The following is a 23635-nucleotide window of genomic DNA, read 5'->3' as shown; positions in this document are numbered from 1 at the left end:
CGCGCGCGAACGTTCCGGACCGTTGAGGGGGAGCAATGAGTCGACCGGGGCGCGGGCAGGGCGAGCTGAAGGGGCGCACGGCCGAGGCGAACGCCCTCGCGGTGTTCCTGCGGGACCTGACGGCTGCGGACACGGTGAGCCAGTTGGCTGAGCGCTACAACCTGAGTCGGAGCGTGTGGAGCCAGTACCGCTCCGGCCAGAAGGTCATCCCGCTACCGCGACTCACCCGGATCGTCGAGGACCGTTTCGCGCGCGACGCTCGCACCCGAGAACAGAAGCTCCAAGAAGCGCGCCGCCTCTGCCTGGCCGCGATGGCCGCCGCCGCGACCGCCACACCGCCCCTGGGTACCGCCCCGGCCCCCACGCCGACGGCAAAGCCAGTACCTGTTCCAGGCGGCCCGAGCGCGAGCCCGGACCAGACCTCGGAGCCAGGCACGGCTAGCGAAGCGGCCGTAGCGGAAGCCATCCCCGCCACCCCGGGCGCGAAAGCCGGCACAGGGTCCGGTCAGGAGCCGGCGGCGGACATCCCGCTGCCCGGTAGAGCTGCCGGGTTATCCGCGGACAACCCGCTGACCTCGGCGGACGCGAGACCCGCGCCCGCCGGAGACGAGTTGCTCATTGTGCCGCCGCCCCGGAGCGCCGGCGCGACACCGGGCCGGCGAGCCGGCCGCTACAGCCGCTGGCGGACGCCGGCGCAGTGGGCGGCGCTCGCCGTCCTGGTCGCGGCTCTGATCATCGCCAACCGGTCCAACCAAGCGAAGGACCCCTCCGCAGAGGCGTCCTCACCACAGAACCTGGGCCAACAAAGCATCGAGCCCGGCCAAGCACCGTCGCTCACCGCGTCCCCGAACTCCGCAACCGGGCCCGGAGCCACGCCCGAGCCGTCGCTGGACGCCACTTCACCAACGCCTGCCAAGCCGAGCACGAAGCCGTCGGCCTCGGCCTCGCCGACACCGAAGCCGACGAAGAGCAAGGCCCCGCAGCCCGCCCCGCCTCTGCCGGCGTTGGGTGCCGGGCCCCGGACCTTCGTGAACGCGGCCACGAACATGTGCCTGGAGATCCGGCGCAGCGCAGGCGAGGACGGGGCGACCGCCAACCAGTGGACCTGCAACAACTCCTCCAGCCAGAAGTGGCTCATCACCCATCCGACCGGGCAGACGAACATCGTGAGCATGGACTCACGCAAGTGCCTGGAAATCCGGGGTGACGTCGGCGACGACGGGGCTACCGCCAACCAGTGGAGCTGCAACAACGTGCCCTCCAGCCAGGTCTGGCGCTTCCAGCCCGCCACGAGCGGGGGATGGCAGATCGTCGGCGCGTACTCCGGGAAATGCCTGACCATCCGCGGCCAGGGCGACGGCGCCCTCGCCAGCCAGTGGCCCTGCGACAACTCCCCCAGCCAGACCTGGCACTGAACCCGGGGCCGGTCGGCGTCCTCGCAGGTCACCGACCGACACCGCCGTGGTGTCGGCCCGAAGCGGCACGGCCGCCGGGCCAGCCCGACGTGTGCTCCTCGGTCCCGTGCCACCCAGCACCAGGCCCTGCCAAGGTCAGAGCACGTGACGTCACAGGGGTTAACCCTCGGGTGATCTGAGGTCCGGAGGCTACTCCGCTAATCGACTAGCGGAGCTCCTGCTCCAAACAGGTTCACAAAGCAGCGCTCTAGTGACCCTCCGGCAGCACAGGTTCGGTAATGGGCTCCGCAAGTCGACTTACGGAGCCCAAGCAGCAGGTCAGACCGCCGCTATCGACGCTTGCGAAGTTCCCGTACTGCCTGCAGGGTGCCGAAACACAGAGTCGCCGCGGCGAGGAAGCTGGTTCCTCCAGACCTGAGGACGGTCGGAAGGGTACCGCCCGCGAGGCTTTCCACGAGGCTCGCGGACAAAGCCACCACCAGGCAGAACAGAGCCATGATCATTAGCCAGAGCGCCCACGTGGGCAACGCGGGGGCGGTCGGGTCAGTGGAGAGGTCGGAGCCGGTCACGGCGGTGTTCCCTTTCGTTCAGTTCGGTGGTCAAGGGCAGGTGGTCAGGTCGTTTGGAGCGCGCCAGACATCGACGGCCGGTTCATCGCCTCCTCGACCAGCAGGCCATGGGCCCGGGTGACGGCAGCCGCCAGTGCCCGGTGTGCAAGCGCCTGGTCCTCAAGAGCATTCGTCAGCTCCGCAATCCGCCGCTGCTGCAGGAGTGAAGGCAGTCGTACCTTCATGCGCCCCAATGCCGCGGTGCTGATCGATGGCACAGCTGTGGCAGCCGACCGGTCCTCGATCCAGGTGATCACTTCGGTCCGCCTGAGCCAGGTGACCAGGTAATCGGGATGGACCTCGGCGTCTTGCTTTACGCGGATCCGGATCAGGTTTGTGCTCATCAGCCAGTCCGCATGACTGGCCTCTACGAGCGCCGGCGGGACCGTCTTGCCAGCACGCACGCACACAATGTCCCCGGGTTCGAGCCGGTAGCTTCCCAACCGTTTGGCCAGCTCGTAGCGGACGCGTTCTTCGCCCGTGTCGGTGATGCGTCCTTCCCTGAGGTGGCGCGGGAACACCACAGGCACCGTGCCGTCGGCACTGCGGTCTGTCTTGCTCAGCCGCGAGAACGAAGGCCCGGCCTTGATCTCACAGAGTTCGGCGAGCTGTACCTCGGGACCGCCGGCATCGCTCTTCATGAACGGCGCGAACTCCTCGTAGAGGTCGGCCGCTCGGACGTCCGCCTGCGCGCTGCTCTCGCGCAGCGATTTCACGTCGGACAAGGCTGCTTTCAACGCGTCGTCGCTGGGCTGAGGACCGGCCTGCTCGTCCGGACGCCTATCCGCCGACGGAATGTGATCGAGAGGGTTGAGCGAGCAGGCTCCTTCGAGCAGGACCTGCCGATGGACCAAGATGCTCGGCACTGTCTCCAACTGCTCAAGATCGTCGACGGGCAACCGGAGACGAGCACCGTTGTGTGCCTTGTAGGTGCTGAGAATCGTCCGCGCGTCGGCGCCTTCCAACACAGAGCGCGGACCCTTCTTGGTCCCGAGATGGCCCGCTTCGAGGAAGAGCACCTCCTCGCACGGCTCGCCGGGGTGCCGCAGCAGCCATACAGACACAGGCACTGCAGTGCCGCTGAACAGCTTGGCGGGCATTCTGATGACACACTCCACGACGCCCGCCCGTACCATCGCCTTCCGAATCGCCGCCTCGGTCGGGCTCCCTGAGTTTCCCGCCTTGTTGGGCATGACAATCGCCGCGCGCCCGCCTTCGCGCAGAGTGGCGAGCGCATGCTGGACATAGGCGAAGTTGGCGTTGTCCAGCGGCGGCGGGCCGTAGTCCCACGTTCCTGTACGGCAGGTCGCACCGGCCGAGTCATTCATGTTGAAGGGCGGGTTGGTGAGTACGATGTCGACCTTCCCTCGGAGGTCCGGTCCTTCGATCCACGGTTCTCTGGCACTCAGGCGGATCCCGGACCGTACGCCGTGCAGCGCGAGATTGATGCCCGCGAGTGGCGCCACCGCAGCCGACGTCGTCTGCCCGAAGACCTTGAGCGGCTCATGGCCCCCAAAGTGGCGGCGCCTGCTGTCTTCCGACGCCACGCACGCCGCAGCGAGGAACTCGCCACCGCGAACGTAGGGGTCGTAGACGGTGAGCGGCTCGCGGCCGTGGGACATTCGGGCCAGCCCCAGCATCAGCCATACGACCCCCTGGGGGGTGAAGAACTCCCGGCTGCGCAGCCGGGCATGCGTCTCGTACTCCTCGATGATCAGTTGAAAGGCGTTGCCGTCGAGGCCGGCGACCAGGTCCATGATGCGTTCCAAGACCTCCGCGTTCCTGGGCACCAGGTCAGACAGTGCCTCGGCGAAGCGCGGCAGCATCCCCAGGCGCTGCACCTCCTCGTCCACCGCGAAACCGATGCACTCCAGCGCCTCGGCGGCGGTTCGCTTGACCTTCACCTGGCCCCGTACCTCGGTCCAGCGTGCGTCAGGTCCCGCCCGCAGGAAGTGGAGCGCGGCGAGCAGGTGCGTGTAGTTCTCCATCGAGCCTGAGCCGCGCACCTGATCGGCCAGCACCTCCATGAGCTCGCGCACCGCCTGGCGGTTTCTCCCCTTTGCGGAGTGCCGATCCGGGCGGCCCTGGCTCGCGGCGGGAACAGCCACCGAGGCAGGCGGCCGGTGTGCCCGGGGTGCGTCCGTCCCGACATGGGCAAGGGTGGAGCGGGCGCGGCGACCGTAGGTCGCGTCGTCCCGTTCCTCCGGACGTCGCAGATGCGGCGGAATGCGACGATCATCAAGCCAGTTCAGGACTTCCGATTGGAGGAAGTACGCCTTCCCGGCCGCCTTTCTGGGCCGCGGAAAATCCGTGAACCGGTGAGCCCAGACGGTCACTGTGGGCCGTGTGACGTCAGCCAGCTCCGCGATCCGTGCACGCGTGATCTGTGGGTCGTCGGTGTGGAACGGTGTGCTGCTTCCGCTCTCCATATGTCTCATCGCTCCTTTTGAACCACGCTCGGTGGGCGCTCCGTTGGTGAAGAACATACGGGGAGGAAGCCCGGCGAGTTGGGTGCGCACTGTTGGTACGCACACAACACTTCCTGTCACGCAAGACACGACGGGAAGACCCGAGGGACCATGCATGGCCGATTTTTCGAGGAAATGGGCCGGATGGGGAGTCAGGATAGGCCGAGTTGCAGCCACCAAGGCAGCAATAGGGTTAACACATGCTCAGCCGGGGCGGCGAGGTTCCGGCCTTGCGCGAGACGGAGTCCCCGGACCTCGCCGCGGCCGGAGCGTACGAGTGGGGCCTGGCCGCGCTCATCCAGTACGCCCCGCAGGTTCTCTGAAGTCCGGAGCCTGGTCCGCCAATCGATTAGCGGAGCTCCCGCTGCCCTGTCGGGGAGGTTCGAGAAGAGCCCCGTGAGGGCACCTTGCGAAGCTGCCGGAGCGGGCCGGGCTCACCCCCGCGCCAGCGGGCCGACCGTGCCCGGCCAGAGCCAAGCCCACCCCGGCCCCGGCCGCCAAGGCGGACAGGTCGCGCCGGCGGGATGGGCGAGGCTGCCCGAGGACAGCCGATGGTGGGCGGCACCCGGTCCGGGTGCTGCCGGGAACAGTGCCCCAACGGCCCAGTTGGCTCGCCTCTGCCCGCCGCCAGCCCCTGACCTCGGACGTGCCACGGCGGTCGGCACCCAGAGCCCGAATACCGCCCGCCGTCGTTTCAGTTCAGTGCCCGCCTTCGGGGGCCAGCCGGGTCGGGTGGTTACCGGTTTCCAGCAGGACGGCCACCGCCTTGGCTGCCTCGACGGCCGCCTGAATCGCGGGCCTGCCCTTCCCCGCCCGCCGCTTCCCCGCTTCCACCTCAGCCCGCTCCGCCGCCGAGCCCTTCAGCGGTGGTGAACTCCATGTGCTCGCGCACGAGCTGTGTGACGGCCCTAACGACAGTGGGCGGGTTCGCATCCGAGGATACGAACCCGCCCACCACCTGTGACATGAGTCACACACTAGGGGTCGGTCGCTGCGAACAACCGCCCCGGAAAAGCCCTCCAGGCGAAGGAGTGACTAGCGCGTTCACTGTCCTACGGGAAAGGGTGCGACGCACGTGGGCCGGACGGGCCCGGACAACACCGGACAGCAGCCGACCTGCACTGACCTGCCATCAGGCTGGCAGTGCGACCTCGGCAAGCTCCCAACCAGGCGCTCTGGAATTCTCCCCTGCCGGACGATTCCGGACGCCTTCGGAAGATTGCGGACTTCCGCGGACGCATCTCGGACGGCCTTGAGAACCTAAGCGAGCCGCACGCGCAACGGATGGCATCCCTCCGTTTTATGCGGTGTCCCTTTTTGATCGGTCCTGACAACTCGCTTTAGATCAAGGGCTATTGCTCTCGCAGGGGGCCGTCAGCATGCTTGAAGAAGCACTTCCGTCCCACGGAAAGCACGAGGGTCTGCGAAACCTTCGCGCCGTTCCAACCCGGACGTGCCACTCGAAAAACCCTCCAGGCGACTGATTTAAGGAGCGGCTACACATGCTTCCGTCTCAGAACTGGTTCCGCCGGCGCGTTCAGCTGCCACCCACCGGCTGTGTTCCGACACCCGAAGTACCTCGCAGTTTCGGACTCGCTCATCTCTTGATGGTGATCACCGTTCTGACGGCTGTGAGCGGTCTGGCCTGGATGTGGACCGCCGGACATGCTGCCGAAGTCATCGGCGCTGCCCTTGCTGCCGTACTCACCGAGATCGTCGCGGCCCCCGTCCGCCGCACCGCTGACCACCTGCGCCAGGGTGGCCGACCGTGAGTGGGCGCGAAACTCTGGCCTCCGAGATCCGGATGCTCGTCAAGCGGGCCGATACAAACCTGGCGCACCTTGCACGGGTGACCGGGATTCCCCGAGTTTCACTCACCGACATCTTTAGCGGTCGGAAGCTTCCCTCTCAAGCAGAGCTTCGCCGTCTCCTCGAAGCTCTCGTAGCCCCTCCGGAAGTGGTCACGGAGCTGCAGGGCCTGCATTCCGAGGCACGATATGAGGTCCGTGGTTTGACCGCGGCGGGAACCGCCGGTGCCGGCGAGGGCAGCGTGGTCATTACGGGGGCGCGAAACGTCACCGTCAATTCGCCCCCGGGTCAAGGACCCCAGACCACCGGTGCTCACGTCGTGTACGGCAGGGAGCCGCTGCCGCAGTACGGACGGCCCGATCCGTTGCCGATCCAGACGCCCTCGGACTTCGTCGCAGCTCTCGCTGCTGTCCACGTCTGGGCTGGTGAGCCCTCCTATCGCAGGCTGGAGAACGTCTCCAACGGCCAGCTCAAACGCAGCACCACAAGCGACATGCTCAAAGGCACGAAACTCCCGGCGTTCGACCGATGCACCGCATTTCTCCGGGCCTGCGGCATCGCCAACATCGATGATTGGGTCTTCACGTGGCGCCGCCTCAAAGCGCTCGAACGGCCTGAGACCGCTGCGTGGCTGCCCGGAGCAGCTGGCTGACGTTTCACCGATCTCCCCTCCGACCTACGCCGGAGCCCCGCTGTAGGTCGGAGGGCTCCGGCGTGATGAGGTTCAGCCTGCGGCGGCGTCTTCCTTGGCGTCGTAGGCCCGTTCCTGGGAAGGGATGCTGAGGGCTTCGTCGAGCGTCCGGGGCGGCTTGCGGCCTTGCGCAGTGGTGCTGGACTTCTCGCGCTTCTTCCTCTGGGTGGCGGCCTGCTTCTTCACCGCGCGAAGTCGCTTGGCGGCTTCCTCGTACCCGGCCGCGATCTCCTCGAAGACGTTGTCGGCCTCGGGAGTGAGCTTCGACAGGGCCTCGATGTCGAGACTCTCGACGGCCTTGCGGGCGGCCTCGGCACGGCGGTGGACCTTGGCGAGAGCGCTCGGTACCGAGCGGGAGGGCTTGACGGACCGAGCCGCGGGAACGTCGCTTCCTTCGATCTCGGCACATACGAGTGCCAGGGCAGGGACGGTGACCTTTTCACCACGCTCTTCGAGCAGACGCAAAGCCGTAAGGACGCCGCTCTCACCATCGCTGTCGAAGATGCTTCGCAGCGCCTTCCCGTGCAGTACCGCGGGTCGCATGGTGGGGAATTCTGCGATCGCAGAAAGCATGATCTGGAGCACGGGAGCGGCGGTCATGAGCTCGTAGGCGCGGGAGAGGGCCACGCCGCGGACCTTGGCGTACGCCTCGAAGGAGTCGTGGCCGGCCTCCTTCCAGTCGCCGGAGTCGTTCACGGCCTGGAGCACGTGCCCGAGGACCATGTCGTACCGGGCCTTGACCCGCACCGTCCTGCTCAACTCGGCGTCGAGGAGGCGATCGAACCGGTCGAGCCTGTCCTTGGCGGATCCCGGGACCTCGGGGAGGGAGAACTCTCCGAGCTCGGCGTCCTCCCCTGCCTGCGTCTGCACAGCCTCGGCGGCGGCGATGGCCGCGAGGGCCGCATTGGCCTTCGCCTGGGCCTCGCTGGCGTTCTGCTGCTCGGCACGGGCGGCACCGTCTGCCGTGCTGCGGCCCGTCAGCGCGCCCGCCCGACCGGCGAGCTCATCCTTACGGCTCATGCGGTCCTGCTCTCCATCGCCAGAATCTCCAGCGCGGCGCCTTGGAAGGGCGTGCCGGCAGCTTTCACCTTGGCGCCGTGACTTTGGGCGTAGACCTCCTGGCGCGGGATCCGGGCGCCGAGCACGGTGTGGCCGTCCTCGGTGAGTTGTTGGGCGAAGACACCGGTCGAGGCGGCTCCGGCCACGCAGCGGTTGAGCAGGACGGCGGTCCGAGCCGGCTCGGCACGCAAGGGGTTGATGTCCTGGATGACTTCCAGGACCGGGCCCATGCCCGAGATCTCGCCCGCGGTGGGGGCCACGGAGAGGATCACCATCGTGGCGGCCCTTATGGCGGAGGTGGCGATGCCCTGTGCGTCCTCCAGCGGCGGTGAGTCGACGACGACGACGTCGTAGTCGGCACCGATGGCGGGCAGCACCTGATGCAGGGAGCTGGACGGTAGGGAGAGGTACGGGAACGGGAAGGGATGGAGGTTGTTCCAGATGCCCGCGCGGCCGAGCTCCTCGACCTTCTTGCCGCCGATCTTGAGCCGCGTGCCGCCGGGATCGGCGTCGGCCAGGGCGACCCTTTTCCCGAGCTCGTGCAGCGCGTACGCGAGCCAGACGGCGGATGTCGTCTTCCCCGTCCCCGGCTTGAGGTTGGTCACGGTCCAGATGTGCGTCATGAGCGGCAGCGTAACGTCGATGGGCAGGCCGGATGCCCGCCCGGGTGCTCGAAACGCTCTCGCTGTCACGCGGCGCTTCCGCTGCGATTCGACACCCATGTCTGAGCCCCGGATCGGGCTCACCCGAATCCCCCTCGCCCGCGTCGGAGTTGGGATCCGAGACCTCTGGCCGGGAGCTTCCGGCGCGGGGTGGAAAATGGGTGGGGGCCCGCGACGATTCGAGCGTCGCGGGCCCCGCTGTTCGTTCTACCTGGCCGTCACCCCTGCGGGAGTTCCCGGCCGTAGCCGGAGGCGATCAGTTCGGCGGCGGCCTGCCGGCGCTCGCTCGCCACCGTGCGGCCCACGTTCAGCTCGGCCTCGATGTCGGCGAGGGGGACGGCGTCCTTGTCGCCGCCGGCGGCGAGGATCATCCGGGCCACCCTGCGCTCCGCCCGCTCACGCGTGGACAGTCGGGCGGCGTCCTCGGCTTCCCGGGCGGCCAGCTCGGCACGGGCCGTGCGCTCCCGCTCGACGGCGGCGCTACGAGCGGCCTCCGCCTCCCGCTTGGCCGCCTCCGCCGCGTCGGCACGCGCCTCCTTCGCGATCCGGTCGGCCTCGGCGGTCGCCCGGCGGTCCTCGGCGGCCTTCCGCTCCTTCGCCTCGGCCTCCGCCGTGGCGGTCGCGGTCTTCCGGCGGTCCTCCGCCGCGCTCAGCCGGACCGCCTCCGCGCGGGCCAGTGCGTCGGCCTCGACGGCGCTCCGTTCGGCCTGCGCGTCACGCTCGGCGGTGCGCTCCGCCTCGGTGACCGCGCGCTCCGCCTGGCGGCGGGAGGCCTCCGCCGCGAGCTGCGCCGCGTGCGCGGCGGCCTGCGCTTCCGCCTTCGCGGTCACCTCGGCGGCCTCGGCCTCGGCCCGCGCGGTCGCTTCGGCCGCGCGGGCCTCCGCTCCGGCCGCGGTGGTCTCCGCGCCGATCCGGTGCTCCGCCTTGGCCACCGTGGCGCCGATCTCCAGACGCCGCACCTTCGCGGCCGCCTGGCGCTCCTCCTCCTCGAGGATCCGCTGCTCCTCGCGCTCGGCGGCCGTGATCCGGGCGGCCGCCTCCGTGGCCTTCCGGGCCGCCTCGGCGTCCTTCTGGTCCTGAGGCAGAGCCAGGGCCTCGTCCACGCTGAGGCCAAAGGGGGCCATCGTGAAGGGGAGCAGCGCCTCGGCGCCGGCCTTCTTCTTCCAGCCGCGGCCGTGCTGGTGCTGGAGCCAGGCGCGGTAGACGGTGCGGTCCTTCTCCATGGCCACCATCTGCGCATATGAGGTGATACCCCACAGCTTCATGCGCCGGAACAGGGTCCAGGCCGACCACGGGGCCAGCAGCCAGCGGTGGAGGGGCACCGTGTCGGAGGCGATGCCCAGGCGGACTCGGACGGTCCTGATGACCATGTGGCGGGCCGCTTCGACCGTGGCCACGAACAGGACCGGCATCACCGCGTGCATCCCGGCCGCGACCGGATCCTCCAGGATCCCCTTCTCCCCCGAGACGGCGTTGAAGGCGATCGTCGCGAACGTGAGCAGATGCGCGATGAACCGAAGGGCCGGCTTGGGGGTGCGCCTCCAGGCCAGGACCAGGTCCAAGCCGTACATGACCACGATTCCCGCGTCCACGCCGATCGGGAACCAGGGCGCCACCGCGCCGAATCCCTTCGCCTCGGCCAGCGCGCGGACGGCGGTGTAGGAGCCGGCGAACCCGATGGAGGCGATCACCAGACCGCCGAGGGCGGAGCCGATCACGACCGCGCGCATCGCGGCGGCGGAGCGGTCCTTCGGGGCGGGCGGAGCGTCGGGCGCCGTCACCGGAGCCGCGTCCCGGCTCCCCGGAACGGGATCCGGTTCCCCGGAAGCGGGCGGAGCGGACACCGGCGCGGCCGGGCCCGTCACCGAGGCCGGTACGGTCCCCGGCTCGATGGTGGTCGTCATGTCTCTCCTTCTCTTGAGGGGGCCGGGCGGGACCGGAGTCCCGCCCGGAGGGTGGCGCTGGTGCCGCGGTGGCGATGCCCCATGGTGCCCGGGGTGCTCTTCCGCGTGTCATGCGGGCGGTCAGAAGCCGCCGCGGAGCAAAAGGCGACCGGAGCCAACAGGGCGGCAACGGGTGCGTCAGACCCAGGAGTCGGGCAGGTGGCCGGAGCGCAGGACGGCCGCCTCAGCCCGGTAGTCGGCGGCGTGCCGGCGGGCGATCGCGGCACAGCGGCGGGCCAGGGCACGGGCAGCCGGCGACTCGGCCGGATCGGCGGCGGCGGTCAGGCCGTCGCACGCGGCGTCGTCCGCCAAGGCTGCCGCGGCCTCGAAGTCGACGGCCATCGCTGCCAGATCGTCGGGGGTGAGGGTCTCGATGTCGAGCGGGTCCATGAGGAGTCCTTCCAGCGGGCCCCGGGCGGCCGTTGCGGTCCGGCCCGGGGCGGTGGCGGGGGTGGGCCGTGGCGATGCCCCTTCGGGGTGCGCCTCCGCCCGGGTACGGCGGTCCGTCAGCGGCTGAGGTGGGCCGCGATGTTCGCGGCCAGGGCGGCGGCCGCCTCCGACGCGGAGCGGGCGGCCTCTGCGGCCGCCTCGGCCGCGATCCGAGCGGCCTCGGCCTGGGTGGCGGCCTGCGCCGCGGCGGCCTGCATCTCGGCGCTCATCGGGCACCACCGAGGGCGAGGAGGCGGACGGTCCAGGCTCCGCAGCGCGGGCACCGGAACTCCCGGCCCGCCTTGTCGGCCTTCATGCGGCGGCCGTGGCAGCGGGGCGCGGTCGCCCGGCTCACCGCCGGCTCCCCGTCGACCGCGAGTCGGAGCCGTTGGCCGGGGCGGGGGCGGGCGGCGGCGGGTAGTGCCCGCCGCGGGAAGCCTGGTAGGTCGTCTCGTGCCCGGACAGTCGGGGGTCGTCGGGGGCCGGGGTCGGCTGGCGCAATGCCATGATGGGAACTCCTGTTCCGTGAAAGCGGGATGGTGTGCCCGGGGCGGCCGCCCAACTGCCAAGAAAGTCGGCCGTCCCGGGTGTCCTGTTTTGGTGCTCCCGGCCCCTCTCGGGGGCCGGTGTCATGGGTGTCAAGCAAGGGCGTCAGGGCCCCCGCCAGGGGCCGTCAGGGGCCGCTAGGTGTGCGCTAGAACCGCAGGTCACATGGCTGATAGGCCTGCCTAGCGGGCTCCCTGGGAGAGGGTCGGGGGTAGGGCCGGGGAGGGGTTCTGGCCGGGGTCCTGACGACCCCCCGGAATCAGCCGCAGGACGGCCGGTGCGGGCGCCTCCACGGGGGCCGGCTCGGGGGCCTCGACGGGGGTGCTGGGGGCGGCCGCGGCGGGGGTCTCCCCCGGGGCTCGGACAGCGGCCTCGGAGCGGGCCAGCAGCAGGGCTCCCGGGGCCATGCCGAGGACCTCGGTCACCGCGTCCACGCGCACCCCCACGCGGGTCACCGTCCGGCCATCGATCCGCATCCCGATTTCCTTGGTGGGCAGGCCGCAGGACTCCACCCAACGGCGGAGCTCCCCCACCTCCGTACCGGCCGGCAGCAACCCGGCCTCGGCGGCGGTCACCAGCACGACGTCCAGGTGCACGCCGGCCCGCCGGGCGGCCTCGGCGTCGGACAGCGCCCGCAGCACGTGCAACAGCAGCGCCGTCCCCGCGTCCAACTCCTCCTCGGCCCGGTCCTCCTCCTCGACCTCCTCGGCCTCCTCCTGGTCCCGGTCCTCCCCCTGGTCCTGGTCGTCCTGCTCCGCCGAATCCTCGACCTCCTGGTGCCGGCCCTTCTTCGCGGCCCGGCGGGCGGCCTGGATCGCCGCGGCCTCCTTGAGGGAGGGGCCGGCCGCGAGAGCGCCGGTGACCCAGGCCGCGAGAACGCCGGTGGTGATCAAACCGGCCCAGGACTCCCAGACCTGGCCGGCCCAGTCGGCCGCCGGACCGGCCGCGACCCGTACGAGGACGGCCGCGCCGACGGTGGCGACTCCGCCGCCAAGCCCCAGCAGGGCCAGGGACTCCGGCAAGGACCGGGCCGCCGCCGCCCGGATGGCCAACTCCGCCTTCGCGGACAACACGACCTTCGACTCCTCCTCGGCCGGGTCGTCGTCCTCGTCCTCGTCGGCCAGGTCCTCGTCCAGGTCGGCCGCCTTCGGCGCCTTCTTCGCGGCCGCAGCCTTCGCGGCGGCGCGCTTCTTCTGCCGCGCCTCGACGGCCGCGACGGCCTTAGCGCGGGCCTCGGCCTCCCGGGTCGGATCCAGGGACACCGCCGTCCAGATGCCGCCGGCAAGCCGCCCCAGGCACCGGCACCCAAGGCCTATCAGCGCCCACGATCCCCGGGCCAGCACCACCCACACCGGGCCCATGCCGGTTCCGACGGCCCGCACCTCACCCGCCACGCCCCGCAGGGCCCGAGTGCGCTGAGCGGCCATCACATGCCGCCCAGCTTGGTCGCCATGGTCGTGACGAGCGTGGTCCCGAGCGCCCAGATCCCCCCGGCGCCCGCGAACGTCCAGCCGGCGCCGATACCCAGGAAAGCGGGCACCCACATCTTCTTCCACTTCGGGATGAAGATCATCAGGCAGCTTCCGAGGGCGACGGCGCCGAGGCCGAACGACCCGAACGAGAGGCCCTCCATGAGGCCTCGGGGGACCTCGGCCGCACCGGCGGCGAGGCTGCCCCACATCCCGGAGGCGGAGGCGGAAAGCGTGCTGAACACCATGCCGAGCACACCCGCCTTGTCCCGATCCAACTTCACGCGGTCACTGCCACGCAGCCCGCTGAACAGCAGGAATCCGACAGCGAAGGCGAGACCGCTGACCCCGACGCTGCCGAGGAGGGACCCGCCCCCGGCGGCCAGGACGACGTCCGTAGCGATGGTCTGAATGTGGGTCAGGGCGCTCACAGCAGGGCTCCAGGGGCATAGAGGGCCGCCGACAGGGCGACAGTGGCGAGGGGGATGTGCGCGGCCCACCGGGCCGGGAGGGGCAGGTGACGGACCCGCTGGTCCAGGAGCACCCAGGCGCCGGAGCCAGCCAGAGCGGCCAGGGCCAGCGGGGCGACGAGCACGGGCCACGGCGCGGCCCACGCGTAGATGTCCGCTACCGGGCCGGCGGTGCCCTGGCCCCAGGCCAGCCCGCCGATCAGCCCGGCCGGCGCGGCCAGCCCACCGAACGGCAGGTACGGGCGCAGCATCCGACCGAGTCGCCAGCCCACCCAGCCGGCGCAGCACGCGACGGCGGCCGTGGTGACGGGGACGACGGAGAGCATCGCGGCCCCCAACCACGTGGCCCCGCCGAGTTGGTCGCCGGTCGCGGCGACCAGGGCGCTGTGTCCGACGGCGGCGGCGCTGCCGTGGTAGGCCAGCCACCCCCACCGGGAAGCCGCGACCCGGCGCACCGGACCCGCCACCGACGCCGGCGCCGCGGTTGCTGCGGCGGACGCGGCCGGGGCGGCCGAACCGCCCCCCGCGCCAGCTGTAGCCGAATCGTCCGCGCCCGTGTCCGACCCATCCGGGTCGGGCTTCAACGACCACCAGCGCCGCGGCTCGACGTTCCGCTCGACGTCGTCGCCGTCCGAGTTGTCGTTTAACTCGTCGTCGTCGTGCACCAGGCCGACGTCCTGCTCGCTGTCGGTCTCGGCCGCCTCCACCGGAGCGGCCGCCGCCGGGACCCTGCGGCGCACCCGCCGCCGCACCCGCCGCCGGCGCGCCCGAGCCGCCGGATCGGACACCGGCTCGACCGGCTCGGCCCTCTCGGGGACGTCCGCCTGCGAGGCGTCGTCGTCGACCTCCCACTCGCCGGACAGCAGCTGCTCCAGCCAGTCACGGCCCGCGTCCACCGTCATGACGTCCCCCGACCCGCACGCAGCAGCCGGTGAAGCGCCCGACGCTCCGACTGGCGCAACCCGCCCCGCACCCCGATGATCACCGACGCGGTGGAGGACTGGTCCAGGTCCTGTGCCAGGCACCAGGACTGCACCGGGCACGGGCACCCGGCGCACACCGCCAGCGCCTCCCGCTCGGCCGGCGACGCCTTCCGCTCAACCGGCGTGACCTCCCAGGGCTGGGGAAAGAACAGCTCGGGGTCCGTGTTCACGCAGGCCGGCCCGCCCGACCGCTCCCGGCGTACGGCCAGAACGGGGGCCAGGTCCTCGTACTCCCACAGCCGGTCGAGCCAGTCCGTCAGCCGTACCGCCGACTGCGGGGCCACCCCGCGTACGGCGCTCACAGCTCTACTCCGAGCGCCCGCAAACTCGCACGCACCCGCAGTTCATCCCCGCCCAGGCCCAGCGCCTCCGGCGCCGCCGGGGCCAGAACGGTCAGCGCCGCGGTGCAGAACCCGGACGGCAGAACCGTCCGCGTCCGCACCGCGGCGCGGCACGCACCGTGCTGCACCCGCCACCTGCGTAATACCTCTGTCACCATCACCACGTCGGTACTCCTCGTAGTCACGTCGGGTCCGACAGCGGCATAGGTGTCGATGCACCGGTGCCGCTCTGCCCGGCCGGTGTCTAGACCGGCCGGGCAGTCTGCGTTTGCGCAGGTCAAAAGGCGTTTACGCAGGTCGATTGGCGCGCTGACAGGCCTCACCCGTTGCTTGCTCGGCGAGTCCGTCGGCACGCCAAAGAGTAGACCACTAGCGATTGCAAGCGCTAGTGGTAGCGCTATAACTCTCCGTGGTTTAGCCTCAGAGGTGCACCGCTGCACTCGCAGGGAGTGCGGCACTAGCCAAAGGAAGGGTTCGAAATGACCGAGACGACCGGTTACGCAGAGATCGCCGCGTACTACCGCAAGCAGATCCAGGACGGAGCGCTCCGGCCGGGCGACACCATGCCGTCGCTGCGGCAGGTCGGAGAGCACTTCAACGTGGCTCAGACGACTGCCAACAGGGCGTTTCGCGTGCTCAAGCAGGAAGGGCTGACCCTCCCTAAGGCTGGCGTCGGAACGATCGTTGCTGGCCCCATCAGCAACAACATCGCGGCCCGGGTGCGCCTGCACGAGTCGACGGGAAGCGCCCTCGCCGGCGGCGAGACCTCACAGGTTCTGGAGGTCGGCACGGTCGGCGCGGACGAAGTGGTAGCGCCGCGTCTGGACGTGGCTCACGGCACGCCGGTGCACGTGCGGCGCCGGGTAGTCAGCCGAAACGGCGTGCCAGTGCACGTCAGCAGCTCGTACTACCCGGCCTACGTGATCGCCGTTACGCCGGAATTGACGGCGCTCGTGTCCACCGGCGGGTCTCGTGAGCTGGCGGCGGAGCGACTGGGAAGCGCCCAGGACCACGTTCTGGAAGAAGTCACCTCTCGTTACGCGACGGAATCCGAAAAGGCTGCACTCGGCCTTACTGCGGGGGAGGTAATCGTGACTCAGGTGGTTCGAACGGTCTACCTGTCCGACGGTCGAGTAGTAGAAGTGGCCGTCAAGGTTGCCGGGGGAGCGACCATTCTCCGATGGGCTACTTCCCTGAATTCTCAGGGTGCTGCGGGAAACGCTGGATAAACCAACGCGGCAATGCCCGAAAACCTAAATTCAGGCGCAGAGTCGAATCGTAAATCTCTCTTGCACGCGGCTGAACGAATATCAGCCGCCTCCGCAGGACGAGCGAAGAACCGAAGAAGGATAAATGCCCTGAGCCCGATACGGGGGGTGCGGGAGCATGGCCTCCACAACGCAGCGAGCCCCGCCGGTCGGCGGGGCTCGACAGGTCCAGCCCAGGGTTCGCGGCCCTGGTCTGGAGAGGCGCAACATCACAGCAAGAGGTTGGAGGTGCGCTCACTGATGAGCGTACGTGTAGCAGTGCATCACGCACCACATGGCCTGGGTCACGACCGCGGGTCCACCCGGGCGGGGGTGGCTCGGTGAGCCTTGAGGCGATGGTCTGGGTCCTGAGCGGTGACGCTCCGGTCGCGGACGTGAACGAGTACGCGGTACTCGGCGCGATGGCGGACAAGGCCGACGCCGACGGGTGCGGCAGCTGGCTGGCGAAGGAGACGATCGCCGCCCGCGTCCACATCTCCGAGGAGACCGTGAAGCGGTGTTGGCGCAACATGCTGCGTCGCGGCTTGATCGCGAAGGGTGACCAGAACCTCGTCCGGCACTACCGGGCCGACCGGCGCCCAGTGGTCTACGACCTCTTGATCCCCTACGGCTGGTTCAGCAACGTCGACCGTGTGAACGCGGAGCGGTCCCGGCTAGGGCGTGACCCCCTGACGCCCCAGGACAGGCCGAACATCGCGCCGGCTCCGGTGAAGCCCGGGAGAGCGGACAAGGGCAAGCCTCGCCCCAGGCAGGAGAAGACCCCCGAGGGAAAGAACCCACGGGGGAACTCTGAGACCCCCCGTGGCGAGACCCCTGCGGAGCCCCACGGGGGAACTACAAGTCGTCCACGGGGGAACTACAAGTCGTCCACGGGGGAACTTGAAGACCCCCAATACAGTCCTTGTACTCAGTCCAGTAACCCTGAAGACCAGGCGCCTACGGCGCGAGCCGTTGGTGACGCCCGTAGGGCTAGTGCGGGTAGTAGCGCGAGCGGGCGCGATGGCGGCTGCGCCGCGGCCGACGGCGCCAGGGCGCCGGACCGGGGTTCGCGGCGGGGGACGGGTGCCAAGGCGGGCCGGGTCGAGCTCACGACGGACCAGGCCGCCGCGGTGGCCACGGTGACGGCGGCCTGGCCAGCGGAGCTGGCGGTGCTGCTGCCTGCCTACGCGTCGAGGTTGAAGGAAGTGCGGGAGGCGGTGCTGGCGGGTCTGGCCGGTGGCCGGACGGCCGAGCAGCTGGCGGAGCGGGTGCGGCGTCGGTGGTGGGAGCACGGCTACGCCATGGACGCGGCCGAGGGCGGCAAGGGCATCGGCTCGGCGGTCGGCGTGGCCGTCGGCCTAGTCCGCCCGCCCACGGACTGCCCGAACCCGATGTGCGAGGACGGGACCGTCATCGACACCGACCGGCCGTGCCGGACCTGCGCCCTGCGCCGGGAGGACCGCAAGGCCGCCCGCCGGCAGGGGCAGGTGCCCGGACCGCGGGGCGAGGCCGGTCCGGCTGCGGTCTGGTGGGAGTGCGTGGGCGAGGACTGCGACGCGACGGGCAAGGGCACCAGGCCCGAGGACGGGCTGTGCTGGCGGTGCCACGACCGGGTCGAGGCCGAGGTGATCGAGCGGGCGACGGAGGGCCTGCGGGCGCAGCGGGACGCGGAGTACGCGGTCGAGGCCGAGCGGGCCAGGGCGGCGGTTCGGTGGACGGCGATGGTGGACGGCGCCTACGCCGAGAACGCGGAGCGGGAAGCGGCCAAGGACGCGGCCGTACGGGCCCGGCGGGCGGTCGAGACGGAGGAGACCCGACGGTTGCGCGAGCAGCTAGCCGCAGAGCACCCCGAGTTGGTCACCTACGCTCAGCGATCCGACGACCAGTCCGTCACCGCCCCGTTCTAGCCGCTGTACGGCCAGCTGAGCGCCTCGCAGACCATTTCGATCCCTCCGGCCACAGTGGGTTCTGATAGGCGCTCAGCGGGGCGTGTGGGGCGTTTGGTTGGTGTTGTGCCGGGGGAGCCGTCAGGGCCGACGCAGGGCACAGGTACGGAGAGCCCGCTGGGGGTCTGCTCGATGGTCTCGATGTGACCGGCTGGACGGCTGGGGACCAGGGGGGCAAGTGCGTTCCTGATCGGCGAGTTTGGGTGCGTAGGAAGCGGGCGGCACGGCCTGACACCTGACGCGTCTGCATGGGGGCTGAGCTGGTGCAAAGGGGCCGGGGTTGGGGCGGCCTGACGGTGTCAGCGCCACGCTACGGGCCGCTGCTGCTCCGTGCTTGACAGGCTTGCCGCGGAGCGGTGGCAGGCCGGGCTTGCCTGCCTTGGGCGGGCCTGTGATATCGGGTGATGAGCGTCCTGACTCGGTGTCGGCTCGGCTCATTGCCTGGGCGGGATGCCTGCCCTCGGGCATGGCAGCCCGCCCAGGCCGGCGGCTGTCAGGAGGGGGCCTGGTCGGTGTCGCGGCCGCGGTAGCGGATGCGGAGCCTCCTCGCCGTGTACACGGTCCCGGTCACCAGAAGGGCGGAAAGGGTGTTGCCGAGGACTTCGTGGGCGAAGAAGTCGTAGAGCGTGGACAGGATCATCGTCTCCCCAGAGGGTCGCCAGTGAACGTGCTGGGGAGATGTGACCTGTTTCGGGAAGGACTTGGGGCGGGCGGATGGTGTTGTCCCTGGTCAGGGTGGGTGCTGGCTTGACAAGCGGGTGGTCAGGGATGGACAGGGCGCGATGAGGGGAGGGGTGGGATGCCTCCGAGGCGGAGGATCGACGCGGGCACGGCGGCCGGCGCGATGGCCTTGTTCCTGCTCGAACTGACCAGGGACGCCCCACTGCGCAAGCTCGAAGAGGAGTTCGATCGCAGTAGCTCCTCCTTCGGGAACTACCTCAACGGGACGCAGCTGATACCGAAGAGGCTGCTCGGGGCGCTGGTGGCGGCCAGGACGGACGAGGGCGCCGAGCGCAGCGCGATGATCAAGCGGGCCTCGAAGTTGTGGAAAGCGGCTGATGAGGAGCGGCGCGGTGCCCGTCCGGGGCCGGGCGAGACTCCGGTGCGCGTTCAGCAGCGTCGTGACGACGCGATGCAGCAGGTTCTGAAGTACCAGCGGCTGGCGGTGAACGCGGAGAGGCACCTGACGCAGCTGCGGCCGATGCTCGCCTACATGCAGAGCCGGCTGGACACCGCGCGGCTGCAGCTGCAGCTGGCCCGTGACCAGGAGCGGACACGCGTCGAGCAACAGATCACCGAGGCCAGACAACGCCTGGAGCGGGTGCGGGCGCAGCGGGAGGGCGCGCGCAATCGCAGGCTCACCGCGGAGGAGCAGCAGGAGTTCTGGATGGGGGAGGTGCTGGCGGCCCAGGCGGAGCTCGACCGTCTGGAGGACGACGCCGAGGACCTGGCCGTACCTGGAGCGATCACCGCGGTTCCTCAGGCCGGCATGGACGACGTCGACTTCGACGCCCGTCTCGAACACATCGAGGCGGAGGGCCTGGCGGACGAGGCCGAGATCGACGCGGCCCTGCCTTCGCAGCCGGAGGTACTCCAGCCGGAGGACGAGGCGCAGCCCGATGACGAGCCGGACGAGGTTCCGGTAGCGCCGGCGGCTGTCCAAGGCTTGTCCAACACTGGACTGGACAAGCTTCTGACCAGCACATTCGTACCTGTGGAACGAGAGCAGAGTCCGTACTCCGCTCTCCCTGATTCGGACGTTCCCGGTGTGGCGACGGCGTTTCCTGACTGGGACGCGTTGATACCTCCGCCTCCGTGGCACCACCGGGTCTACATCAGGGCCAGGGTCGCCATGGAGGGGTTGTTCGGCTCGGTGGTGGCGTTCGGGACGCTCTTCGGGTGCCTGGCCTTCCTCGGGGCCTTCAGCGGCTTCGGAACCGCGTACGGGGCGGCTGTCGTTGCCAAGCCCGGGGCGTCGGGACTGAGTCTGTTCGTCTATGCGATCTGCGCCGTGACCGTGGACGTTGTGTTCCTCGCCATCGCCTCGTACGTGGAACGGCGGGGCCTTGGGTCCGGAGGCCTGAAGACGCTCGTCATCTTCGGCATCGCCGCACAGATCCTCAGCGTCAGCCTGGTCTCGGTCGCACTCGTGGATCAGCCCGGTCCGCGGTGGCTGGCCGAGACCATCGGCCTGCTCTAGCCCCGGGAGTCTCGGCTGATCAGCGCCCGCCCGCTTCGTCGCCGGTACCCAGGTGGCGATGGCAGGGGAACCATGGGGGGAGACGTCGGGGGAACCTAGTGGGGGAAATGGAGGGGGAACCTAGAGGGGGAAGCAAGGGGGGAAGCCGGCTTTCCGGCCGTGCGGTGTCCTTGCTGGTCAGGTGCCGTTTTCGGAGTGGTGACTTTCCGGACTTTCTCTTGTGTGTGGGTAGTTGGGTAGTTGTTGGTTGGGTTGGTTTGTGGGTGCTGGCTTGGGGTGTCGGGTTCTCGGGTTCGTTGCGTGTGGGCTCGTTAGCGTGTCGTGATCACGAGAGCTGGAGGCACGGGTGCCACGGGTAGCTGGGTTGTGGCTCTTGGGGTCGTGTCGGTCATGCTGGTGGGTTGTGGTGGTGGGGCTGACTTCGATGGAAAGTCTGGGATGCCTGTCTCCGCGCCTGCGACGGCGTCTGTGGCGTTCTGACCCGCAGGCGGCCGGCGTTCGCGTCGGCCGGCGCGGTGGCTGGCACCCTCGCCACCACCCGCCAGAGCGGACAAGCCTCGCGATCGGCGAGGTCCAAGTCCTCAACGTGCCCTAACTCGAAGGCACGACGCAGACAGGCTTCACAAGGGCGCTGTGCGCCCCTCTCGCGGCCTTGCGCCCCGACGGGGTGGTTCGGGGCGGGATGGCGTCTGCTGGTCCGTCAGATCGCAGCGCAGGGGTTCGCCCTGCTGGGGATCCGATACCGGGAGTTGGCGGGTTCCGCGCGCTACTCGATGAGGCCCGTCTTCTCGCCCAGGAGGAGCGCGAGGGTCGTCGTGCCGGCGAACGTCGCGGCCGCCCAGACGATGGGCTCCGCCTGGCCGCTCGCGCGGGTGGCCGCGATGTACGCGACGAGGCCGCCGACGACGCCGGTCATCACCGCCAGGAGCACGAAGAGCACCTTCGCCTTGGCATCCGCGCGCCGCGGCCGGGCGATCTCACTGTTCATGTGTTCGATTCCACGGCTCGCGGCCGTTTCAGGCCGCTCTTCGCTGTGTACCGTCATGGAAGGGCCCCCTTGGGGGTCTGGGGGCCTGCTCGCCACGATCCGGGAAGATTCCGACGAGCAGGCCCCGACCTGTGTCCTCGGACCGGGGTGGCCCGAGGACTGCTGCTCCGCAGCCGCCGAGACGCCTCCCCACGCGGGTGAGCCCCTTGGCGATGGACCGCTGTTTGCGGTCGGTCGATGCGTGCTCCCGCTTGGGGAGTGAAAGCGACAGTAACCCCAGACGCACCGTCAGTAGGGGTGCTGACCTGGGCAGTTACCGCCAGGTAGCAGAAGGTGGGAACGCTTTGCGTGCGCCCGTCCGCGCACGCGTAGGCGCGTATGTGACCCAGTTCACTCCCCGTGCGGCATCCACCGTTCCCTGAGCGGCTGCTGGAGGCGATCCCGGCGCCGAAATCGCCGGCGTTTCGGCTGAAGCTCGTACTTCCGGAACAGAGTCTTGCGTCGCATGTCCTGCTCCACGAGCCACTGGTCGTACTCGACGGGAGACAGCTCCTGTGGCGGCCGGTTCGCCTTCCCCCGCCTGACCGACGCGATCTCCCGGCGACGGTGAGCCTGCGACAAAACACGACGAGTCGAGGCGAACCAACGCTCAACGGTTGCCCTCTGGTAGCCGGTGAGCTCGACGAACTCGGGGGCGTCGAGCTGCGCCCTCATGGCCTTCCGAATCACAGACCGAGCTCTGGCCGAGATCAGCATCTCTTCCGCTTTCAGCTTGCTCCGTTGCGCGCGGAGGCCGCTCAGCCTCTCCCTTGCCGCGTCGATCTCCACCTCTTGCACCGGGTCCCGGTGCTTGGCCAACCACTTGTCGATCGTCTTCGGGGCATAACCGCAGATCTTGGCCACCTCCTCCGGGCCGATCCCGGCCGAGACGGCCTCAGCGACGCGCTGTCGAACCGTGCACAGGTGCTTCTGGTCGGCTTTTCGGAAGCGCTTCCGACGCCGGTGGAGGCGGATCAGGAACACCCGAACCTCCGGAGCGACCTCCTCGGGGGTCTTTCTGGGCAGACCCGGCCTTTTGATCATGGAAACCCCCTTCGCGAGCATCCTGCCAAGAGGCGCTTATCCAGGGGCGGGAGAGGCACTTTTCAGCATCGAGATCGGGTACCAGACGTGGGCCCGGCCGCCCCCTCGACGGCCGGCCCCCACACCTCCCCCACTGCGCTGACCTGCGGTGGGGATAAAACCGGTGAGTCCCTTGGTGACTGGTGAGTTCACCAGTGTCGGAGGAGGTATCGCACTCCGGCGATGGCGGCGACGGTGCCGGCGATGGTGACGGCTGCCGGGTCGGCCAAGCGGGGGGCGACCAGGACCGAGATGCCCAGGCTGATGGCGCAGGCGACGGCGATGACGATGGCGAGCCCGTCCCGCTGCCGGCGCAGCCGGGCCAGCCGCTGCTCCGTCTCGCCGGTCTCGGCGGCCTGGGCGGTGGTCTCGGTCGTCTGAGTCGTGGTGGTGGTCATGGTGGTGGTCCTTCTGTTGGGCCGGCACGGTGCCGGGCTGTGGGGTGGATCGGGGGCAACTGTGCGATCGGCGGGCACCGGGGTCGAGTTCTCGCGAATTTCCGTTCCGCGCCTGGTCAGAGGCCCCTCAAGGTGGCCGGCGGGCGGATTCGCGAACGCTTGACGCGGAGTCGTGGCCGGAGGAGGCCGGATCGCTGATCTGAGGTTGCGTGACTCGTATGCAAGGCGCGCAAGTCCCCTGTACGGGTAGCTCGGACTTTTTTCTTCGGGAGCAGGTGAACGCGAATCCGAGCGGTATTCAATGTTTTTGGGTGAGGCCTTCTGAATTTGTTGGGGCGACGTTGTGAATTTCTCGAAGGTGTCTGACTGTCCGTCAGTTAGGTGTGTTTTCGTGGTGGGTGGGGTGTTGAGGGAGGGCCGGAGGGAGCGTGGGGCCCTGTGCCGCGCGTTCGCCTCCCGGAACATCCACGGGTGATAAGCCCAGTTCGGAGACCTGTAGACGACCCGTCAGGGCTGCTCAGAGCCCTCCTCGTTGGGTCCCGTGCCCGCTTCGCGGGCCGCTGGCAGCAGCGGAGGGGCCGGGCGGGGTGGGCACGAGACCGGCCCGGGGCAGGGGAGCGCAGCGACCAGGCCCCCGCGGCCGAGCTGCGGCCCGCCCAGGGCGAAGCGCAGCGAAGCCCACGCGGGAACCCGCGAAGCGGATTCCCGCAGGTCAGAGAGCGAAGCGAACTGACCAGCCACCGCTTCGCGGTGGCCCCGGCCGGCCCGAAGGGCCGGCGCCCGAGCGCAGCGAGGGCGGTCTCTTCCCAGACGCGCAGCGTCTGGGAACCCGCTCCGCGGG

Annotated in this window: 24 protein-coding genes; 7 read left to right on the top strand and 17 right to left on the bottom strand. The window is 69.9% G+C overall.

Annotated features, from left to right (window positions below; all coding sequences use genetic code 11):
- Positions 1 to 35 precede the first annotated feature (35 nt).
- The gene (locus NOD94_RS24390) at positions 36 to 1415 is read left to right on the top strand and encodes an RICIN domain-containing protein (protein ID WP_281208220.1); all 1380 of its coding nucleotides are present in this window, start codon (positions 36 to 38) and stop codon (positions 1413 to 1415) included.
- Between the two features lie 613 nt (positions 1416 to 2028).
- Here the strand turns inward: NOD94_RS24390 and NOD94_RS24385 are convergent.
- Positions 2029 to 4452: a type I restriction-modification system subunit M/S gene (locus NOD94_RS24385; protein ID WP_281208219.1), complete on the bottom strand. Its 2424-nt coding sequence runs from the start codon at positions 4450 to 4452 to the stop codon at positions 2029 to 2031.
- Between the two features lie 239 nt (positions 4453 to 4691).
- On the opposite strand from NOD94_RS24385, the gene NOD94_RS24380 reads away from it, so the two are divergent.
- Positions 4692 to 4814 carry a hypothetical protein gene (locus tag NOD94_RS24380; protein WP_281208218.1) on the top strand — a complete coding sequence of 41 codons (123 nt, stop codon included), beginning with the start codon at positions 4692 to 4694 and terminating at the stop codon, positions 4812 to 4814.
- Between the two features lie 376 nt (positions 4815 to 5190).
- Here NOD94_RS24380 and NOD94_RS24375 read toward each other — a convergent pair whose 3' ends face one another.
- Positions 5191 to 5325: a hypothetical protein gene (locus NOD94_RS24375; protein WP_281208217.1), complete on the bottom strand. Its 135-nt coding sequence runs from the start codon at positions 5323 to 5325 to the stop codon at positions 5191 to 5193.
- A 773-nt stretch (positions 5326 to 6098) separates the two neighbouring features.
- Between NOD94_RS24375 and NOD94_RS24370 the strand changes: the two genes are divergently transcribed.
- Positions 6099 to 6263, top strand: a complete 165-nt coding sequence (locus tag NOD94_RS24370) for a hypothetical protein (protein WP_281208215.1) — start codon at positions 6099 to 6101, stop codon at positions 6261 to 6263.
- A complete protein-coding gene (locus tag NOD94_RS24365) occupies positions 6260 to 6952 on the top strand; it encodes a helix-turn-helix transcriptional regulator (RefSeq protein ID WP_281208214.1) in 693 nt (230 codons plus the stop codon). Before NOD94_RS24370 ends, NOD94_RS24365 begins: the two co-directional genes overlap by 4 nt.
- A 72-nt stretch (positions 6953 to 7024) precedes the next feature.
- On the opposite strand, the gene NOD94_RS24360 is transcribed toward NOD94_RS24365, so the two are convergent.
- From NOD94_RS24360 to NOD94_RS24310, 11 genes are all read right to left on the bottom strand, one after another.
- Positions 7025 to 8011, bottom strand: coding sequence for a hypothetical protein (locus tag NOD94_RS24360; RefSeq protein ID WP_281208213.1), 987 nt, complete (start codon positions 8009 to 8011; stop codon positions 7025 to 7027).
- Complete coding sequence (locus NOD94_RS24355) at positions 8008 to 8673, bottom strand: ParA family protein (RefSeq protein ID WP_281208212.1); 666 nt, start codon at positions 8671 to 8673, stop codon at positions 8008 to 8010. Before NOD94_RS24355 ends, NOD94_RS24360 begins: the two co-directional genes overlap by 4 nt.
- A gap of 257 nt (positions 8674 to 8930) precedes the next feature.
- A complete protein-coding gene (locus NOD94_RS24350) occupies positions 8931 to 10616 on the bottom strand; it encodes a DUF2637 domain-containing protein (RefSeq protein WP_281208211.1) in 1686 nt (561 codons plus the stop codon).
- Positions 10617 to 10793: 177 nt separating this feature from the next.
- Positions 10794 to 11045 (bottom strand): hypothetical protein, encoded by a 252-nt coding sequence (locus tag NOD94_RS24345; RefSeq protein ID WP_281208210.1) that lies wholly within the window; start codon positions 11043 to 11045, stop codon positions 10794 to 10796.
- A 116-nt stretch (positions 11046 to 11161) separates the two neighbouring features.
- Positions 11162 to 11314 carry a hypothetical protein gene (locus tag NOD94_RS24340; protein WP_281208209.1) on the bottom strand — a complete coding sequence of 51 codons (153 nt, stop codon included), beginning with the start codon at positions 11312 to 11314 and terminating at the stop codon, positions 11162 to 11164.
- On the bottom strand, positions 11311 to 11439 hold the full coding sequence (locus NOD94_RS24335; protein WP_281208208.1) for a hypothetical protein: 129 nt from the start codon (positions 11437 to 11439) through the stop codon (positions 11311 to 11313). Before NOD94_RS24335 ends, NOD94_RS24340 begins: the two co-directional genes overlap by 4 nt.
- Positions 11436 to 11591: a hypothetical protein gene (locus NOD94_RS24330; protein WP_281208207.1), complete on the bottom strand. Its 156-nt coding sequence runs from the start codon at positions 11589 to 11591 to the stop codon at positions 11436 to 11438. The genes NOD94_RS24335 and NOD94_RS24330 overlap by 4 nt, the downstream gene beginning before the upstream one ends.
- Before the next feature lie 221 nt (positions 11592 to 11812).
- Positions 11813 to 13057, bottom strand: coding sequence for a hypothetical protein (locus NOD94_RS24325; protein ID WP_281208206.1), 1245 nt, complete (start codon positions 13055 to 13057; stop codon positions 11813 to 11815).
- Positions 13057 to 13530 (bottom strand): hypothetical protein, encoded by a 474-nt coding sequence (locus NOD94_RS24320; protein WP_281208205.1) that lies wholly within the window; start codon positions 13528 to 13530, stop codon positions 13057 to 13059. The genes NOD94_RS24325 and NOD94_RS24320 overlap by 1 nt, the downstream gene beginning before the upstream one ends.
- Positions 13527 to 14471, bottom strand: a complete 945-nt coding sequence (locus NOD94_RS24315; protein WP_281208204.1) for a hypothetical protein — start codon at positions 14469 to 14471, stop codon at positions 13527 to 13529. Before NOD94_RS24315 ends, NOD94_RS24320 begins: the two co-directional genes overlap by 4 nt.
- Entirely contained in the window at positions 14468 to 14854 is a 387-nt protein-coding gene (locus NOD94_RS24310; protein ID WP_281208203.1) for a WhiB family transcriptional regulator, read from the bottom strand. The genes NOD94_RS24315 and NOD94_RS24310 overlap by 4 nt, the downstream gene beginning before the upstream one ends.
- 518 nt (positions 14855 to 15372) lie before the next feature.
- On the opposite strand from NOD94_RS24310, the gene NOD94_RS24305 reads away from it, so the two are divergent.
- Positions 15373 to 16122, top strand: coding sequence for a GntR family transcriptional regulator (locus NOD94_RS24305; protein ID WP_281208202.1), 750 nt, complete (start codon positions 15373 to 15375; stop codon positions 16120 to 16122).
- Positions 16123 to 16481: 359 nt separating this feature from the next.
- Positions 16482 to 18047, top strand: a complete 1566-nt coding sequence (locus tag NOD94_RS24300) for a hypothetical protein (protein ID WP_281208201.1) — start codon at positions 16482 to 16484, stop codon at positions 18045 to 18047.
- Between the two features lie 532 nt (positions 18048 to 18579).
- Here the strand turns inward: NOD94_RS24300 and NOD94_RS24295 are convergent.
- Entirely contained in the window at positions 18580 to 18726 is a 147-nt protein-coding gene (locus tag NOD94_RS24295) for a hypothetical protein (RefSeq protein WP_281208200.1), read from the bottom strand.
- A gap of 159 nt (positions 18727 to 18885) precedes the next feature.
- Here NOD94_RS24295 and NOD94_RS24290 point away from each other — a divergent pair, with 159 nt between their 5' ends.
- Positions 18886 to 20286 (top strand): hypothetical protein, encoded by a 1401-nt coding sequence (locus NOD94_RS24290; protein ID WP_281208199.1) that lies wholly within the window; start codon positions 18886 to 18888, stop codon positions 20284 to 20286.
- A gap of 766 nt (positions 20287 to 21052) precedes the next feature.
- Here the strand turns inward: NOD94_RS24290 and NOD94_RS24285 are convergent.
- From NOD94_RS24285 to NOD94_RS24275, 3 genes are all read right to left on the bottom strand, one after another.
- Complete coding sequence (locus NOD94_RS24285) at positions 21053 to 21274, bottom strand: hypothetical protein (protein ID WP_281208198.1); 222 nt, start codon at positions 21272 to 21274, stop codon at positions 21053 to 21055.
- Positions 21275 to 21664: 390 nt separating this feature from the next.
- Positions 21665 to 22357 (bottom strand): hypothetical protein, encoded by a 693-nt coding sequence (locus NOD94_RS24280; RefSeq protein ID WP_281208197.1) that lies wholly within the window; start codon positions 22355 to 22357, stop codon positions 21665 to 21667.
- A gap of 188 nt (positions 22358 to 22545) precedes the next feature.
- A complete protein-coding gene (locus NOD94_RS24275; RefSeq protein WP_281208196.1) occupies positions 22546 to 22794 on the bottom strand; it encodes a hypothetical protein in 249 nt (82 codons plus the stop codon).
- Between the last annotated feature and the right edge of the window lie 841 nt (positions 22795 to 23635).

This window comes from Streptomyces sp. Isolate_45 (assembly GCF_024721315.2).
In the GTDB taxonomy this organism is placed as follows: Bacteria; Actinomycetota; Actinomycetes; order Streptomycetales; family Streptomycetaceae; genus Streptomyces.
Note: the sequence above shows the minus strand (reverse complement) of the source record. Positions and strands in the feature narration are given on the sequence as shown.

Bases quoted from the DNA above. Each gene is read 5' to 3' on its own strand.
- NOD94_RS24390 (WP_281208220.1), top strand. From the start codon at position 36: ATGAGTCGACCGGGGCGCGGGCAGGGCGAGCTGAAGGGGCGCACGGCC.
- NOD94_RS24385 (WP_281208219.1), bottom strand. From the start codon at position 4,452: ATGGAGAGCGGAAGCAGCACACCGTTCCACACCGACGACCCACAGATC.
- NOD94_RS24380 (WP_281208218.1), top strand. From the start codon at position 4,692: ATGCTCAGCCGGGGCGGCGAGGTTCCGGCCTTGCGCGAGACGGAGTCC.
- NOD94_RS24370 (WP_281208215.1), top strand. From the start codon at position 6,099: ATGGTGATCACCGTTCTGACGGCTGTGAGCGGTCTGGCCTGGATGTGG.
- NOD94_RS24360 (WP_281208213.1), bottom strand. From the start codon at position 8,011: ATGAGCCGTAAGGATGAGCTCGCCGGTCGGGCGGGCGCGCTGACGGGC.
- NOD94_RS24355 (WP_281208212.1), bottom strand. From the start codon at position 8,673: ATGACGCACATCTGGACCGTGACCAACCTCAAGCCGGGGACGGGGAAG.
- NOD94_RS24350 (WP_281208211.1), bottom strand. From the start codon at position 10,616: ATGACGACCACCATCGAGCCGGGGACCGTACCGGCCTCGGTGACGGGC.
- NOD94_RS24345 (WP_281208210.1), bottom strand. From the start codon at position 11,045: ATGGACCCGCTCGACATCGAGACCCTCACCCCCGACGATCTGGCAGCG.
- NOD94_RS24340 (WP_281208209.1), bottom strand. From the start codon at position 11,314: ATGAGCGCCGAGATGCAGGCCGCCGCGGCGCAGGCCGCCACCCAGGCC.
- NOD94_RS24330 (WP_281208207.1), bottom strand. From the start codon at position 11,591: ATGGCATTGCGCCAGCCGACCCCGGCCCCCGACGACCCCCGACTGTCC.
- NOD94_RS24325 (WP_281208206.1), bottom strand. From the start codon at position 13,057: ATGGCCGCTCAGCGCACTCGGGCCCTGCGGGGCGTGGCGGGTGAGGTG.
- NOD94_RS24315 (WP_281208204.1), bottom strand. From the start codon at position 14,471: ATGACGGTGGACGCGGGCCGTGACTGGCTGGAGCAGCTGCTGTCCGGC.
- NOD94_RS24305 (WP_281208202.1), top strand. From the start codon at position 15,373: ATGACCGAGACGACCGGTTACGCAGAGATCGCCGCGTACTACCGCAAG.
- NOD94_RS24295 (WP_281208200.1), bottom strand. From the start codon at position 18,726: ATGATCCTGTCCACGCTCTACGACTTCTTCGCCCACGAAGTCCTCGGC.
- NOD94_RS24290 (WP_281208199.1), top strand. From the start codon at position 18,886: ATGCCTCCGAGGCGGAGGATCGACGCGGGCACGGCGGCCGGCGCGATG.
- NOD94_RS24285 (WP_281208198.1), bottom strand. From the start codon at position 21,274: ATGAACAGTGAGATCGCCCGGCCGCGGCGCGCGGATGCCAAGGCGAAG.
- NOD94_RS24280 (WP_281208197.1), bottom strand. From the start codon at position 22,357: ATGATCAAAAGGCCGGGTCTGCCCAGAAAGACCCCCGAGGAGGTCGCT.
- NOD94_RS24275 (WP_281208196.1), bottom strand. From the start codon at position 22,794: ATGACCACCACCACGACTCAGACGACCGAGACCACCGCCCAGGCCGCC.